Genomic DNA, 15,076 nt, shown 5'->3' with positions numbered 1-15,076 from the left:
GTTCTCATAGTCACTATCAGTATTGGCTCTCAATACGTGATATATAAAATGCTTGCAGTTAAGAATTGTCTATACAAAATAAGAAAATTGAGCTATACTAGGAAGGAAAAGGAGGAAGATATGAAAGCAATTCTAAAAAAATTAGAGTACATCCTACTGACTTTGTTTGTCTTATTTCTCAGCCAGATATCATTTATATTTATCCGGCAAATGACATCTTCTGAGAAGAGTTTTTCAGCTGGACAGACTATCTTTGTGCTGGTTGCATATCTTTTGATTGTCTTTTTTGTTCTGAGAATGGCTAAGCAAGAAGAACTGCTGAGCCTTGACTTTAGCTTTTTTAAATGGTCTTCGTTTGGCTGGTTAGCTGTTTCTAATGTTGTCATGATTGGCGTCAACATGCTGGGAGCAATTATCATGCTGCTGGAAGGTCAGGCCATTTCTACTGCTAATCAGGATGCCTTGAATGCTTTATTTCAGCATGTACCCAAGATTTTATTAGTGGTAGGTGCCGTGATTCAGGCTCCTATTTTGGAAGAGGTGGTCTTTCGTGGCTTGATTCCTCAGAAGATTTTTACCAAGCATTATGTTTGGGGATTGGTTGTAGGAGTCATTCTTTTCGGTCTTTTTCATGGCCCGACCAATATCGGCAGTTTTGTTATATATGCAGGTATGGGTGCTGTTTTAGCTGCGGTTGCTTATATATTTAAGCGTTTGGAAATGTCTATTTTGGCACACATGTTGAGAAATGGAGTTGCAGTACTCATCATGATACTGACAGGTTTGGTGAACAAGTAGGAAAGCAGAGAATATCTGCTTTTTTGTCATTTGAGGCACAAATTAGGACATTTGAGGGGATTTCTCCCAGCTTGCTCTTACTTCTTCTATAATGATAAGAGAAGAATGGAGAGAATATGCTGAAATTAGAGAAAATCATTCAATTGTTATTACTGGCTATGTTGACTCAGACGGGACTGCTACTCATGTTTCATCCAATGCCTCATCGCTTGGTCTTTAGTCAGGCTAATCTGCTTTTTATGGTGGGCTTGCTGGGGTTGCTTTTTTGTTGTGCCTTTTATTTTTCCAGAGAACTTCAGGAAATCAAAGGTTCCCTGCGGCAGTCAAGCAACTATCGACACTTGCTTTTCTTGTATTTTTTGATGATTTTGGTCAATGCTGCGGGGGTTCTTCTGCTGTGTGGCAAGGAGGTGCAGTCAGGACAGGCGGTGGAGCAGATGCTGACGGAGAGTTTTCTGTCATCTTCTCTTTTGCTTCTGGGGATTGACATCGTCGTTTTATCCCCTGCGGCACCGAAATTTATTGACGAGGCCTCCTCTCTTCGCTATCGGAAGAGCTGGGGGATTGCACTAGGTTTGCTCTGCTTTTCCCTTGCGAAAAATCTTCAGGAAACTCTGTGTTTTCTCTCCTATCTAGTTTTGGGACTAGTCTTTGCCCATCTCCTCAGGCCTTATTTTCAGCGTTTGGAGCTGTCTATGCTGGCCCATATTCTCAGAAATATGATTATTCTCAGCCTTTTACCCTTTTGCTTTTAGAAAGTGTTTTGTCAAATAGAAGAATTATGGTAAAATGGTAAATGAAACAAGGGACTAGACAAGGTCTTCTTGTGAAGTCGAGTGCAGTTCATAGGACTGGATGCTGCATCTGCTGAGAGCTTTGCGGTACACTAGATGAGTGTGCCTTTTTTGTTGAAGAGCAGGGCAGTCGATAGAAATGAGATGAAAATCAATGGTGAATCTAAAAGCAATTGCTCCAGATGGCCGAACGGGCCTCTGTGGCATTATCAATGCGACGCCGGATTCCTTTTCAGATGGTGGGCGCTACAATACGGTTGAGACGGCATTGGCTCAGGCTAGAAAGCTGATTGCTGAGGGAGCTCACATGCTGGATATTGGTGGTGAGTCTACTCGGCCGGGCAGTCATTTTGTGGCTATTCAAGAAGAGATAGAACGGGTTGTGCCGATCATTGAAGCTATTCGTCGGGAAAGTGATATTGTGATTTCTGTGGACACTTGGAAGTCGGAAGTGGCTGCAGCGGCATTGGCTGCGGGTGCAGATATCATTAACGATATTACCGGTCTTTTGGGTGATGAAAAGATGGCAGAGACTGCTGCGAAATATGGCGCGCCAGTCATTGTCATGTTTAATCCAGTGATGGCTCGTCCTCAACATGCCAGCTCAAAAATTTTCCCAGAATTTGGCTTTGGTTCAGCCTTCATAAAGGAAGAGTTATCTCTTTTTGCAGAGCTGCCGATTGCAGAACTGATGTGGAAGTGTTTTGAGAAATCTTTGAAGGTGGCTGAAAATGCTGGCCTTTCGCGTGAGAATATCATGCTGGATCCAGGGATTGGTTTCGGTTTGACCAAGCGGGAGAATCTTCTCATTTTGCAGGAGCTGGATAGTCTCCATCAGGCTGGTTTCCCTATTTTTCTTGGAGTTTCTCGTAAGCGGTTTCTCGTTAGTATCTTAGAAGAAAACGGCTTTGAGGTCAATCCTAATACTCAGGAAGGCTTTGAAAACCGAGATACAGCTTCAGCCAATCTGACTAGCCTTGCGGCCAGCAGAGGTGTTGAAGTTGTCAGAGTACACGAAGTGGCTAAGCACCGGATGGCTGCTGCGGTTGGCGATGCGATTCGTCTAGCACAGCAGACAGAAGATCTCAATCTAGGTCAGTACAAGTAAGATGAAAAAACAAGAATTACCTGATTTAAGTTGGCTGGAAGCCTATCGGACAGCCAGTCCCAATTTTGGCTTGGAGCGGATGGAGCGTTTGCTGGAGCTGCGGGGGAATCCGCATTTGCGGCTGCCAGTCATCCATATTGCAGGGACTAATGGCAAGGGCTCGACCATTGCCCATCTGCGCCAACTTTTGGAGGTGCGAGCCCTGCGTGTTGGCACTTTCACCTCTCCCTACCTAGTCAGCTACAATGAGCAGATTGCCATTAATGGCAATGCTATTTCCGACCAAGACCTTCAGCGATTGCTGAGCCTTTATCAGGACCTCTTAGCCCAGCATGCGACAGACTCTAGCTTGCAGGGGGTGACTGAATTTGAGATTGTGACTGCTCTAGCTTATGATTATTTTGTCCAGCAGCAGGTGGATGTGGCTATTATCGAGGTCGGCATGGGTGGGCTTTTGGACAGTACCAATGTCTGTCAGCCTTTGCTTACTGCTATCACGACAGTCGGTCTGGATCATGTAGCCTTGCTAGGTGACAGTCTAGAGGCTATTGCCCAGCAGAAAGCTGGCATTATCAAGCCTAGAGTCCCTATTGTGACTGGTAGGTTGGAGCCAGAGGCTCTGGCAGTAGTCGAGCAAAAGGCTGCTGAAAAAGATGCTCCGCTCTTTTCTTGGTCTCAAGACTATCAAGTGGAACATCAAGAGTCAGAGGAGGGGGAGTGCTTTTCCTTTTCGAATGCCTATCGGGCCAAAGACTCGTATCAAACAGCTCTGATGGGACTGCATCAGGCAGATAATGCTGGACTGGCTCTGCACTTGTGTGACCTATACTGTCAGCTACAGTCGCTGACCTTATTGACAAAAGCAGATGTTGAGAGGGCCTTGCTTGCTGCTGTATGGCCTGGGCGTTTGGAAAGAATATTGGATCAGCCGCTTATTCTTCTGGATGGAGCCCATAATCCTCATGCTCTGCGGTCGTTAGCAGCGACATTGGACCAGCATTATCCGACTTATAAGAAGCACATTTTATTTGCTTGTATCCAAACCAAGGCCTTGGATGATATGGTGGAGCTGCTGCAAAAGATTCCCAAAGCAGCTATAAGCTTGACAGCCTTTGCTGATCCGCGGAGTTTTTCTAAAGAAAGTATGCAAGCCTTGGCTGAGCAGCAAGGCCTGTCTTACAAAGAATGGCCGGATTATTTAGCAGATTATTTAGCAGTAGAGCATGAGTCAGATGAACTTTTGTTGATCACGGGTTCTCTTTATTTTCTGGCTCAGGTTAGAAAATCAATCCTTGAGGATTGCAAGTTAGACTTTGCTGAGCGTCCTTCTCAGTCAAGTCAATTATCAAAAAATAAAAATGAACATAGGAGCATATATGGACACGAAGAAAATTGAAGCAGCTGTTGCCCAGATTATTGAGGCGGTTGGAGAAGACGGAAGCCGCGAAGGCTTGCAGGAGACGCCACAGCGCATTGCTAAAATGTACCAGGAAATCTTTGCTGGGCTGGGCGAGACTGCTGAGGAGCATCTGGCCAAGTCTTTTGAAATCATTGACAATAATATGGTAGTGGAGAAGGATATTTTCTTTCATTCCATGTGTGAGCACCACTTCCTGCCATTTTACGGGAAGGTTCACATCGCCTATGTGCCTAATGGTCGGGTAGCAGGCCTGTCCAAGCTGGCCCGAACGGTAGAAGTCTATGCCAAGAAACCGCAGATTCAAGAGCGATTGACCGTAGAGATTGCTGAGGCCTTGATGGACTATCTGGGTGCTCAAGGGGCTCTGGTCTGGGTGGAAGCTGAGCATATGTGTATGAATATGCGCGGAGTCAGAAAGCCTGGCACTGCAACGGTTACTACAGCAGCGCGTGGCGTTTTAGCGACGGATAAGGATCTGAAAAATGAAGCTTACAAGCTGATGGGACATTGATCTTATCAGTGGTGGAGCATGTTAGGAAAGGTTAGATAGTTTTATCAAGGATAAAATGCAGAAACTTGAATCAGAAAGGACAAGAGAATGGATCAGCTGCGCATAAAGGATTTGGAAGTATATGCTTATCACGGTCTGTTTGGAGCAGAGAAGGAATTGGGCCAGCGTTTTGTGCTGGATCTGATTTTGGATTATGATATGACTCGGGCTGCCAAAACAGGCGACCTGACAGCTTCTATCCACTATGGAGAATTGGCTCAGAATTTGACCCACTGGTGTCAGGAAAGCAAGGAAGACTTGATTGAGACGCTGGCTTATAAGCTGATTGATCGGATTTTTCTGACTCATCCTTTGGTGCAAAAGGTCAGCTTGGAGGTCAAGAAGCCTTGGGCACCGGTGCCGTTGCCTTTAGAGACCTGCTCAGTCAAGCTAGTGCGTCAGAAGCGGAAAGCTTTTATCGCTCTGGGCAGCAATCAAGGCAGCCCAGCTGCCAATCTGGATGCGGCTCTGGAAAAAATGGCCGAGCAAAATATAAGAATTTTGCAGGCATCAAGCCGCATTGAGACAGAGCCTTGGGGTGGCGTTGAGCAGGATCCGTTTCTCAATCAAGTTGTTGAAGTTGAAACCTGGCTCAATCCTGAGGAGTTGATGCAGACGCTCTTGGCTATCGAAGCGGATCTAGGGCGCGTGCGGGAGATCAAATGGGGACCTCGTGTGATTGATCTGGATATCCTTTACATAGGGCAGGAGGAGATATACAGTCCGGACTTGATTGTTCCTCATCCTTATGTGGCTGAGCGAGCTTTTGTCTTGCAATCTTTGGTGGAAATCGCTCCACACTTTGTCGATCCGGTGCAGAAAAAAAGCATCCGCCAGCTCTGGGATGCGGTTGAAAAATGAGAAAAGAAGCTTGTCGCAAGGCAAGTTTTTTTATTGTCTGAACTTTCTCTGAACTTACCCTTGTATACTAAAGAAAAATCAAAAGGAGTTCAGTATGGAACATATAGTGAAAATAGAAGGAGTCTGCAAAAAGCATGGGAGCAAGCAGATTTTAGAAGATATTTCTTTTACAGCTAGAAGCGGGCGGATTACAGCTTTTCTGGGTCCAAATGGTGCAGGGAAAAGTTCGACCTTGAGGATTTTGTTGGGGTTAGATCGGGCGACAACAGGAACTGCGACTTTTGATGGGCAAACCTATCAGTCAATGACCTATCCGCTCAGAACGGTAGGTGCAGCCTTTGACGGCATTGGCGGTCTGCCAAATCGAAAGGTCTATGACCACTTGAGGATTATTGCGGCGAGTAATGCTATTTCCAAGTCTCGAATCGATGAGGTTTTGGAGATGACTGGAATTACTCATAAGAGGAAGGACCTTTTGTCAAGCCTGTCTCTGGGGGAAGGTCAACGCTTGGGTTTGGCAGCAGCTTTGCTGGGTGATCCTCAGTTTCTCATATTAGATGAGCCGACCAATGGGCTGGATCCAAGTGGGATCAAGTGGTTTAGAAAGTTCATCCGTCAGCAGGCTGATTTAGGGAAAACGGTACTTCTATCTTCTCATATCCTATCAGAGGTGCAAATGGTGACAGATGATGTAGTCTTGATTCATCATGGGCGAATTATTGAGCAGGGACCATTGGAAGAGGTGCTGCAAGATTCAGACAGTCTAGAAGATCTCTTCTTTGATTTGACAGAGGAGGTTTAAGATGAAAGAAACGATGTCCTTATTGCATTCAGAATGGTTGAAAATCCGTTCAACCAAGGCTTTCAAAGTGAGTATGGCCTTCATGCTGCTATTGGTGCCTGCCGTATCCTGGCTAGAGGGCCGACAGTATTTATCTGTCGGCTTGGATGCCACACCTGAGACGGTTCCCGGTCTGGCAGAAGCCATTGACCCGCTGGAATATCTAGGCCTCAATGGTGCCTCTATGGCAGGCATGGTTTTGGTCATCTTAGCTGGAATTTTGGGAGCTATGGAATTTCAGTCTCATAGCTTGAGAACCAGTCTCTTGACCTGTAATAACCGCCTGAAGTTGCTTGTGGGGAAACTCATGACCTTTGCTTGCTTTTCTCTTGCCAGTAGCTTTTTATCAATCTACTGTAGTTATATGGTCATGCACCTGGCTTTAGGAAAGGAAGGGCTTGATCCGATTCTGCTCAATCAGGCAGCTTGGAGTTTGATTTTGTGGAAAACCTTATCTCTAACCCTATTAGGAATCCTTTCATTTTTGTTAGGTTTATTGGCTCGGACCATGCTAGTTCCTCTGCTTTTTCTCGTGCCACAGATCTATAATCTAGGAAACTACCTGGCAGCTCACACGAGTTGGGGAGCTTATCTGCCACAACCAGCAGGAGAGTTGTTTGCTGCAACGCCAACTTCCCAATATGCTAACAATCCCTTGCAAGGGCTCTTGATACTAGGCGCATGGTTACTAGTCATCGGCGGCATGACCTCTCTGCGCTTTTTGAAGACGGATTTAGGAGGGCACTACTGATGATAAAAGCTCTGCTTAGAAGTGAATGGATTAAGTTCCGTTCTTACTATTTCGCTCTTGGTGCCGCCTTGGTGGCTCTGGTAGTCGTTCCTTTTTTTCTGATGAATCTTGACTATAGTCAGACAGTAGTTGGCCAGACAAAGGCTCTGAGTGAGGCTTTACATGCCCTCTATCTGGCGCAGCCTGTCATCGTCATCTTTACTTCGCTCTATTTTGCCCAGGAGTTTGTCAAGTCTGGGATGCGAACGAATTTTCTAGCCGTATCAAATAGAAAGGCTTGGTTGGCTGGGAAATTCCTTTTTCTGGCCTTGCTGCTCTTGGCTCTCTACAGTGTCATGATAGGCAGCTGTTTCCTTGTTATGCTGGCTCGTTTTAACCTAGACTTTAGCTGGTCCTTATTGGGGAAATTCCTTTATTACAGCTCTTTTGGTCTTCTCAGCAATCTTTTTCTGGCTTTTTTAACTGCCGGCCTCGCTTTGCTCTTTCAATCTTGGGTTGTGCCGGTGTCGGTGCTCTTTCCTCTCCTGATTGGACTCAGCCGTTTATTGGCAACCTTCATCAAGGAAGCAAAATACCTGCCCGATCTGGCTACGCTAAATCTTTTTGAGTATGAAGGGCTTCAGCATTCAATAGATTTATCAGGTCTGGGGATACAGCTGTTCTGGTTAGCTTTGGTTTGGAGCTCTGCTATATTCTCAAGCTTGAAACGAGATGTTCGCTAGAGGTATGCTATAATGGAACTCATGAGACAGTATCGTATTTTGGTGGTTGATGACGACCGGAGCATTTTGAAGCTAGTGAAAAACGTCCTAGAGCTCGATGCTTATGATGTGACGACGCTTGATCGGATAGAAGAGCTAGAGCTGACGAATTTTGTCGGATATGACTTGATTCTGCTGGATGTGATGATGGAGCCTGTTAATGGTTTTGAGCTGTGTTCCTACATTCGTCCTCATCTTTCGTGTCCAATCATCTTTCTGACGGCTAAGGAGTTGGAGGCGGACAAGGTGGAGGGGCTCTTTCGTGGTGCAGATGACTATATTGTCAAACCTTTTGGGACCAAAGAATTGCTGGCGCGTGTCAGAGCTCATCTTCGGCGGGAGGAAAGACGTGAGGAGCGATATTCTGAAATTGCTTCTTGTCAATTTTATCTAGAGCGCTATGAAGTTGCCTGTTTTGGTAAAGTCTTGAAATTTTCAGAGCGAGAGTTTAAGTTGCTACATTTACTAGCTAGCAATCCCAAGCAGAGCTTTTCAGCTGAACGCCTGCATACCTTGCTTTACCCAGAAAGCTCAGAAACACAGCTTCGCTCCATCTCAGAATACGTATATCAGATTCGCCAAAAATGCAAACAAGAAGGGTTGCAAGCAATCGCAACAGTGAGAGGAGTAGGCTATAGATGGCAATTAGAACCCGAAATTTCAAAAGCCTAGTCTGGACAACCAGTTTAAAAATCGTCTTTTTCCATGTTTTGATTTTTGTGCTTATAGGCTATGAATTTACGCAAGGCAGTAATCACGTTCTTTTCACCTTATTCTTTTGGGCAGGGAGCTTACTGCTGATTACTTTTTATCATATTTTGAAATTGCTCCGAAAAATCGACAGGGAAATAAAAATGCTAAAGAGTGAGAAGCTTTTGGAAGAAAATCAAAGTCAGCTTTTTCGGATTGAGGAAATGCTAGAAGTCTACAGCGATTTACGGAGCAGCCACCAAGATAATGCTCGTCTTCTAGAAAGAGAGCAGCAGCATAATCAGGAGTTGATTTTACAGCTATCAGCAACATCGCACGATTTGAAGACCCCCCTAACTGTGATTAAAGGGAACTCTGAGCTCTTGGAATTGGCGCAGTTGGGCCATCCACAGGCAGACTATGCTGCTGAGATTTTGCAGGCTAGTCACAAGATGGAAGAGTATTGTGGCTCTTTGATTGATTACGCTAAGACTTTTCAGATTGATTCTAATCAGTTCAGTCAGCTTTCCTTAGGGGACTTTTTGGCTTATCTACAGGACGACTGGGCACTGTTCAGCAAACAGGAAAGCTATCGTTTCTATCTCCAAGAAGATTGTGATCTTAGTCTGATTTTGTCAATTCATTTGGACTATCTCAAACGGGCTTTGCTCAATATTTTACTGAATGCGCTTGAACATGCTAATCAGGATCAAAAAGAAGTGAAGCTATCTGTATCAGTTCATCAGGACCAGTTGGTTTTTGCTATCTGGAACAATGGCCCTGCATTTTCAGAGGAGATGCTGCTGGGAGCGGAACAGCTCTTTTATCAGAGTGACCAAAGCCGCAATTCAGCTAATCCCCACCATGGCATCGGCTTAGCCTTTTCTAAGCAGGTAGCTCTCTTGCACAGTGGTCGTCTGACCCTGCTCAATCCAGACCAAGGAGGAGCCTGTGTCGAGTTGACTGTGGCTTTAAAAAGCAAATAACAAAGGAAATCAATCAAGATGATGAAAGGACTGAAATGTTTAAACTTTCAGTCCTTTTTTTACCGCTTTCTTCTTGATAAAAGATGTAAAGGGAGCTATACTATATTTGAAAAGTAAGGTTTGTTTTACATTGTGAAAAGGAGGCAGCCTTGGAAAATCGAATTCAAGAATTGCGAAAAAGAAAAAAGCTCAGCCAGGAGGAACTGGCTGAGAAGCTAGAAGTTACGAGACAAACGATTATTTCTTTGGAAAAAGGCCGCTACAATGCTTCGCTGCTTTTGGCTCATAAAATTGCATCCTTTTTCGATTTAAGGATTGAAGAAGTTTTTCTCTTTGAGGAGGATGAATCATGAAATGGACTTATTTGTGTAAATGGATATTGGCTATTTTGGTGGTGGTTGGCTTATCTTATCTCCATTTGCAAGCCAATTTTATCCCTAAGGAAATCCTGCCTTTTGTGGGAATTTTCCTGATTGTGGTGATTTTGAAAATTTTTCAAGCGTATGAAAAATAGGAGGCTGACATGGAAACACTAACGAAACAAGAATTTAGGAAAAAACTTCAAAGGAAAGTTATCGTGGGGCGTATCTTAATCTTAATCATCTTGGTAGGACTGGCCTGGAGCCATTTTCATTCTCTGGATGATCAGCAGGAAGGAGTCATGGTCGGCATCCTGCTGGGGCTTTCTTTGATGACCATTCGGTATAATCTGGCCCTAAGACGGGAAGAAAATTTTGATAAGCTCTACATTCAGGTGACTGATGAGCGCAATCGCATGATTGACGAAAAGACTCGCACTCTACTTTTTAATATTCTTTTGCTGCTGGCAGCATGCTTGAGTGTCCTGTCCATGATTTTCCCAATCATCTTAAGTCTCAATCAGTTTCTGACCGTGACCATTATCCTGGTTTTGGGACTTTACTATCTCTTGCGTTTTCTCCTATCTAAGCGTTATTAACAAAAAAAGCTGGCGAAGCCAGCTTTCTAAACAAGCTTTTAACAGAGCTTGTTTTTATTTTCTATAGAGTCGATCATACTGGTAAACGGGGTCCATGGTTACATGGATGCCCAACTTACGCAGGACGTTTTTGTCTTCATCAGTCAGAGTGACAGTGGAGTGGGCCTCGCTGCCCTTGAGATTACCTAGTTGTTGCATGGCATTTGCCGCATCTTGATTTTCCATGGCTGTGATTGCCAGAGCCATCAAGATTTCGTTTGAGTGGAGGCGCGGATTGCGGCTGCCCAGATGATTGATTTTCAGGCCTTGGATTGGCTTGACATACTCAGGCTCAATCAGCTTGGTTTCTTTGGTAATATTGGCTAATTTCTTAATGGCATTAATCAAGACAGCTGCCGTAGGACCAAAGAGTTCAGAGGTCTTACCGGTTACGATTTTACCGTTTGGCAATTCCAAGGCCAGAGCTGGCTCGCTAGTGCTTTCAGCTTTATCGCGCGCAACAACTGTTACTTTACGGTCCAGCGGTGTGATGCCCAAGTCGTTCATCAAAAGTTCGATTTTCTTGACAGCAGATTCAGGAACGCGCTCCGCCTTGAAGTCCAGAATCGTCTGGTAGTAGCGACGGATGATTTCCTGTTGGGATGCCTCGATAGCTGCATCATTGTCTACAATGGCAAAGCCGACCATGTTGACACCCATATCTGTTGGAGAAGCATAGGGTGATTTGCCTAGGATGCGCTCCAGCATACGCTTGAGGACTGGGAAAATTTCAATATCACGGTTGTAGTTGACTGTAGTCTTACCATAGGTTTGCAGGTGGAATGGATCAATCATGTTGACATCGTCCAGGTCTGCTGTCGCTGCCTCATAAGCTAAATTGACAGGATGGTGCAGGGGCAGATTCCAAACTGGGAAGGTTTCAAACTTGGCGTAGCCTGATTTGATGCCATTGATTTGGTCGTGGTACATGTTGGACAAGCAAGTAGCCAATTTACCAGAACCAGGACCAGGTGCGGTCACTACGACTAGATTACGGCTGGTTTTGATGTAGTCGTTTTTCCCCATACCTTCAGGTGAGATGATATGGTCCATGTCGGTCGGATAGCCCTTGATTGGGTAGTGGATATAGGAGGCAATGCCATTCTTTTCCAGCTGGCTGCGGAAGAGATCAGCTGCCGGCTGACCGGAATACTGGGTGATGACCACTGAGCCTACATAAATATCCAGCTCGTTAAAGGTATCGATTAGTCGCAGAACTTCCTGGTCGTAGGAAATGCCCAAATCACCACGCGCCTTAGAGTGCTCAATGTTGTTGGCATTGATAGCAATGACAATCTCTACTTGGTCCTTGAGCTCTTTGAGCAGTCTGATTTTATTGTCCGGCTCATAGCCTGGCAAGACGCGGGCAGCATGGAAGTCTTCCAGCATTTTACCGCCGAATTCCATGTAAAGTTTGCCCTCAAATTGATTAATACGCTCCAAGATATGGTCGCGCTGCAGGTTTAAGTATTTCTCAGAATCAAAAGCAATTTTTTTCATGTATATTTTCACCTCTGCTAAGCATTATAACAAAATTTTCTTCAAATTGGAAAGTTGAAAGGGGAAGTATCAGACAAAAGAGATAGCAGCCCGAATGAGTAACGGGCTGCCTTTTGAGATTAATAGTTGGTAATCGTGTCCACCGTTGAGCGATCCAGCTTTTTGACCAGCGCTTGCAAGAAAGCTTGGGCTTGCAGGAAATCGTCCATGGCATAGAGGGTTTGGTGGGAATGGATGTAGCGGGCACAGACACCAATGGTGGTAGATGGTACGCCGCCGCTTTGGAGATGGGCAGCACCAGCATCCGTTCCGCCCTTGCCGCAGTAGTATTGATACTTGATACCGGCTTCCTCAGCAGTTGTCAAGAGGAAGTCCTTCATAGCTGGCAGCATGAGATGACCAGGGTCAAAGAAGCGAATCAGCGTTCCGTCGCCAATGGCACCTTGACCGCCATAGATGTCGCCCGCTGGGGAGCAGTCCACAGCCAGAAAGGCCTCAGGTGCAAATTTTGTCGTTGAAGCATGGGCACCACGCAGGCCAACCTCTTCTTGAACATTGGCACCGACATAGAGTTGGCTGTCTAGTGGTTGACCAGACAAGGCTTGAGCCAATTCGCTGACCATAAGGACGCCGTAGCGATTGTCCCAGGCTTTGGAGATGATGTTCTTGCCGTTTGCTGTGAGAATAGCAGAGCTGTCTGGCACGATAGTGTCTCCTGGACGGATGCCGTAGCTTTCGGCTTCTGCCTTATCCGCAAAGCCACCATCAAAGACAATATCTGCAATCTGTGGCATAACTGGTCCGCCAGATCCGCGCGTCAGATGAGGAGGGACTGAGCCTGAGATAAGGGGAATTTCCCGACCTTCACGGGTAAAAAGTTTGAAGCGTTGGCTGCTAACGACCAGCGGATTCCAGCCGCCGATTTCCACTACGCGGAAGGTCCCGTCAGTTTTGATCTCGCTGACCATAAAGCCAACCTCGTCCATGTGGGCCGCTACCAATACACGGGGAGCATTTTCAGCTTCTGCATGGCGTACCCCAAAGATACCGCCCAGGCCGTCGGTGACAACCTCATCGACATGGGGAGTAAGTTTTTCCCGCAGGTAGCTGCGAACAGGTGCCTCGTGACCTGAAATAGCAGAAAGCTCTGTTACTTCCTTGATTTTTGAAAATAATGTTGTCATAAACTTACCTTCTTTCTGCCCCCTATTTTATCACTTTTTGCGGTAAATGAGTAGGAAAATCTTATAGCTTGCCTGAGTCAAGAGGACTGCCCGCCCAAGAATCCAGCTTCTCCCAGGAAAATCTGGAATATTGTTTGTCGCCTCTGCTCTTTTGTGTTAAAATATTCTACATGAAAGCTAAAAAAATCATTTTAACCACAACCGTCCTTTTGGGGGCTGGAGCGCTGGCTTTTGGGGCAGCCAAAGTCGTACAGGAGCAGAAACGACTGCGTAATCGGGAGGAAATCGTCGAGCTTGTGCGAGATTTCTTTTCCAGTCAGGGTACTATTTCCTGCCTTTATGTCAAGCTCTACGAGTCCACAGATGACCGCTTGGTTGGCGGTCTGGTCCTAGAGGACGACCGTCATTTTGCTTTTGTCTATGAAAATGGTCAGCTAAGCTACGAGGAAGAAGCATAATTTTTCCTGTAAATATAGAGGAATTGGCTTCTTATGTCAATGATGGGGAGAAGACTGTCTTCTTTTTCACGGCTGGCTGGTGCGGAGATTGCCGATTTATCAGACCTTTTCTGCCAGAGATAGAAGCTGAAAATCCTGACTATCGCTTTATCCAAGTGGACCGTGATGCCTATTTGGATCTGGCCAAAGAGTGGGACATTTACGGGATTCCCAGTTTAGTAGTGCTGGAAAAGGGACAGGAGATTGGCCGTTTGGTCAATCGTGAACGCAAGACCAAGGGCCAAATCAATGAATTTTTAGCTAGTATAAGAGAAAAAGGGAGCGTAAAATGATTTTTACCTATAATAAAGAATATGTCGGCGACGTGTTGATGATTATTGCTGCGGACAATCAAGGGGCTAAACTGGCGGCTGAGCGCAAGGGACGGGTAGCGCGTGTTTACCGTGAAGATAATGGCCATACAGTAGCTTGGAATATTTTTGAGCAGTCTGACCTTTTTGAAATTGCAGAGCGCGGACAGGTCTTTTTGACAGATGAGCAAGTGGCTATTCTCAATCAGGAGCTGAGCAAGGAAGGCTTCCCAGCGGACTTGGTTAATGACAGCCAGCCGAAGTTTGTGGTTGGAGAAATTGTTGATATGGTAGCTCATCCAGATAGTGATCACCTGAATATCTGCCAAGTGCAGGTAGCTGCTGATAAGACCGTTCAAATCGTGGCTGGCGCTCCTAATGCCAAAGTCGGCCTCAAAACGATTGTGGCTCTGCCAGGTGCTATGATGCCGAAAGGGAATTTGATTTTCCCGGGAGAACTTCGAGGCGAAAAGAGTTTTGGGATGATGTGCAGCCCACGGGAACTTCAGTTACCTAATGCGCCTCAAAAACGCGGCATCATTGAATTATCCGATAGCGAACTAGTTGGAACCGCCTTTGACCCATCCAAGCATTGGCAGGGATAAGGGATAGGATTTAACATTCTAAAAAACTCAGAAATAGGCGATGTACCCTATAACAGCCGAAATATAAAAAAGAGCGAAACGATTTGTGTAGTCGTTTCGCTCTTTTTTATAGTAATAAATTTAGCGTTATAAATCTATCTCATGCTAATGGTAGAGAAAATAAATGATTAACAGATGAAAAATCAATCTAACACAATGATGAGTATAATGAATCTGCTTCTTACTTATTTTTCTGTCATGGAAAAAACTTACTGAGGTCAAAATTAAAAGAATGGATATTAAAGTTTTCAGTAAAAAATTGAAGAAAAATAAATTCAGAAGGGTTAGGAAAAATAAAAACGAACTGATGATTAATGAGATTTTGGAACTGCCCATTTTCTTTTTATAAGCGAAATAGGTTGAAAATAATAAAAAAATGGAAT

At 45.1% G+C, this 15,076-nt stretch carries 19 protein-coding genes; 17 read left to right on the top strand and 2 right to left on the bottom strand.

Annotated features, from left to right (window positions below; translation table 11 throughout):
* The first annotated feature begins 48 nt into the window (after positions 1–48).
* The 14 genes from K1I80_RS09150 (at position 49) to K1I80_RS09085 (ending at position 10,518) form a co-directional block, all read left to right on the top strand.
* Positions 49–798, top strand: a complete 750-nt coding sequence (locus K1I80_RS09150) for a CPBP family intramembrane glutamic endopeptidase (protein WP_223313649.1) — start codon at positions 49–51, stop codon at positions 796–798.
* A 116-nt stretch (positions 799–914) separates the two neighbouring features.
* Positions 915–1,553, top strand: a complete 639-nt coding sequence (locus tag K1I80_RS09145; protein WP_223313648.1) for a CAAX protease family protein — start codon at positions 915–917, stop codon at positions 1,551–1,553.
* A gap of 193 nt (positions 1,554–1,746) precedes the next feature.
* Positions 1,747–2,700 (top strand): dihydropteroate synthase, encoded by a 954-nt coding sequence (gene folP / locus K1I80_RS09140; RefSeq protein WP_223313647.1) that lies wholly within the window; start codon positions 1,747–1,749, stop codon positions 2,698–2,700.
* A 1-nt stretch (position 2,701) separates the two neighbouring features.
* The gene (locus K1I80_RS09135; protein ID WP_223313646.1) at positions 2,702–4,096 is read left to right on the top strand and encodes a bifunctional folylpolyglutamate synthase/dihydrofolate synthase; all 1,395 of its coding nucleotides are present in this window, start codon (positions 2,702–2,704) and stop codon (positions 4,094–4,096) included.
* Positions 4,077–4,631 carry a GTP cyclohydrolase I FolE gene (gene folE / locus K1I80_RS09130; protein ID WP_002896758.1) on the top strand — a complete coding sequence of 185 codons (555 nt, stop codon included), beginning with the start codon at positions 4,077–4,079 and terminating at the stop codon, positions 4,629–4,631. The genes K1I80_RS09135 and folE overlap by 20 nt, the downstream gene beginning before the upstream one ends.
* Positions 4,632–4,718: 87 nt before the next feature.
* Complete coding sequence (gene folK, locus K1I80_RS09125; protein WP_223313645.1) at positions 4,719–5,531, top strand: 2-amino-4-hydroxy-6-hydroxymethyldihydropteridine diphosphokinase; 813 nt, start codon at positions 4,719–4,721, stop codon at positions 5,529–5,531.
* Between the two features lie 94 nt (positions 5,532–5,625).
* Positions 5,626–6,333 carry an ABC transporter ATP-binding protein gene (locus K1I80_RS09120; protein WP_223313644.1) on the top strand — a complete coding sequence of 236 codons (708 nt, stop codon included), beginning with the start codon at positions 5,626–5,628 and terminating at the stop codon, positions 6,331–6,333.
* A 1-nt stretch (position 6,334) separates the two neighbouring features.
* Positions 6,335–7,123, top strand: a complete 789-nt coding sequence (locus tag K1I80_RS09115) for a lantibiotic ABC transporter permease (protein WP_223313643.1) — start codon at positions 6,335–6,337, stop codon at positions 7,121–7,123.
* Positions 7,123–7,845 (top strand): lantibiotic ABC transporter permease, encoded by a 723-nt coding sequence (locus K1I80_RS09110; protein WP_223313642.1) that lies wholly within the window; start codon positions 7,123–7,125, stop codon positions 7,843–7,845. The genes K1I80_RS09115 and K1I80_RS09110 overlap by 1 nt, the downstream gene beginning before the upstream one ends.
* 12 nt (positions 7,846–7,857) lie before the next feature.
* On the top strand, positions 7,858–8,556 hold the full coding sequence (locus K1I80_RS09105) for a response regulator transcription factor (RefSeq protein WP_223313641.1): 699 nt from the start codon (positions 7,858–7,860) through the stop codon (positions 8,554–8,556).
* Positions 8,523–9,560, top strand: coding sequence for a sensor histidine kinase (locus tag K1I80_RS09100; protein WP_223313640.1), 1,038 nt, complete (start codon positions 8,523–8,525; stop codon positions 9,558–9,560). The genes K1I80_RS09105 and K1I80_RS09100 overlap by 34 nt, the downstream gene beginning before the upstream one ends.
* Positions 9,561–9,709: 149 nt before the next feature.
* A complete protein-coding gene (locus tag K1I80_RS09095) occupies positions 9,710–9,913 on the top strand; it encodes a helix-turn-helix transcriptional regulator (RefSeq protein ID WP_002910824.1) in 204 nt (67 codons plus the stop codon).
* The gene (locus K1I80_RS09090; RefSeq protein WP_002923047.1) at positions 9,910–10,074 is read left to right on the top strand and encodes a hypothetical protein; all 165 of its coding nucleotides are present in this window, start codon (positions 9,910–9,912) and stop codon (positions 10,072–10,074) included. The genes K1I80_RS09095 and K1I80_RS09090 overlap by 4 nt, the downstream gene beginning before the upstream one ends.
* Positions 10,075–10,083: 9 nt before the next feature.
* Positions 10,084–10,518: a hypothetical protein gene (locus K1I80_RS09085; RefSeq protein WP_223313639.1), complete on the top strand. Its 435-nt coding sequence runs from the start codon at positions 10,084–10,086 to the stop codon at positions 10,516–10,518.
* A gap of 54 nt (positions 10,519–10,572) precedes the next feature.
* Here the strand turns inward: K1I80_RS09085 and K1I80_RS09080 are convergent, their stop codons facing one another.
* Positions 10,573–12,057: a DUF1846 domain-containing protein gene (locus tag K1I80_RS09080; protein ID WP_223313638.1), complete on the bottom strand. Its 1,485-nt coding sequence runs from the start codon at positions 12,055–12,057 to the stop codon at positions 10,573–10,575.
* Between the two features lie 119 nt (positions 12,058–12,176).
* Positions 12,177–13,241 carry a glutamyl aminopeptidase gene (gene pepA / locus K1I80_RS09075; RefSeq protein WP_223313637.1) on the bottom strand — a complete coding sequence of 355 codons (1,065 nt, stop codon included), beginning with the start codon at positions 13,239–13,241 and terminating at the stop codon, positions 12,177–12,179.
* Between the two features lie 170 nt (positions 13,242–13,411).
* Between pepA and K1I80_RS09070 the strand changes: the two genes are divergently transcribed.
* From K1I80_RS09070 to ytpR, 3 genes are read left to right on the top strand one after another with little or no spacing between them, the layout of a single operon-like run.
* A complete protein-coding gene (locus K1I80_RS09070) occupies positions 13,412–13,699 on the top strand; it encodes a DUF4651 domain-containing protein (protein WP_223313636.1) in 288 nt (95 codons plus the stop codon).
* Entirely contained in the window at positions 13,696–14,031 is a 336-nt protein-coding gene (locus K1I80_RS09065) for a thioredoxin family protein (protein WP_223313671.1), read from the top strand. Before K1I80_RS09070 ends, K1I80_RS09065 begins: the two co-directional genes overlap by 4 nt.
* Positions 14,028–14,654, top strand: coding sequence for a YtpR family tRNA-binding protein (ytpR, locus tag K1I80_RS09060; RefSeq protein ID WP_223313635.1), 627 nt, complete (start codon positions 14,028–14,030; stop codon positions 14,652–14,654). Before K1I80_RS09065 ends, ytpR begins: the two co-directional genes overlap by 4 nt.
* The last annotated feature ends 422 nt before the right edge of the window (positions 14,655–15,076 follow it).

This window comes from Streptococcus sanguinis (assembly GCF_019929225.1).
GTDB classification, from domain to species: Bacteria; Bacillota; Bacilli; order Lactobacillales; family Streptococcaceae; genus Streptococcus; species Streptococcus sanguinis_J.
This window is presented reverse-complemented; position numbering and strand designations above follow the sequence as displayed.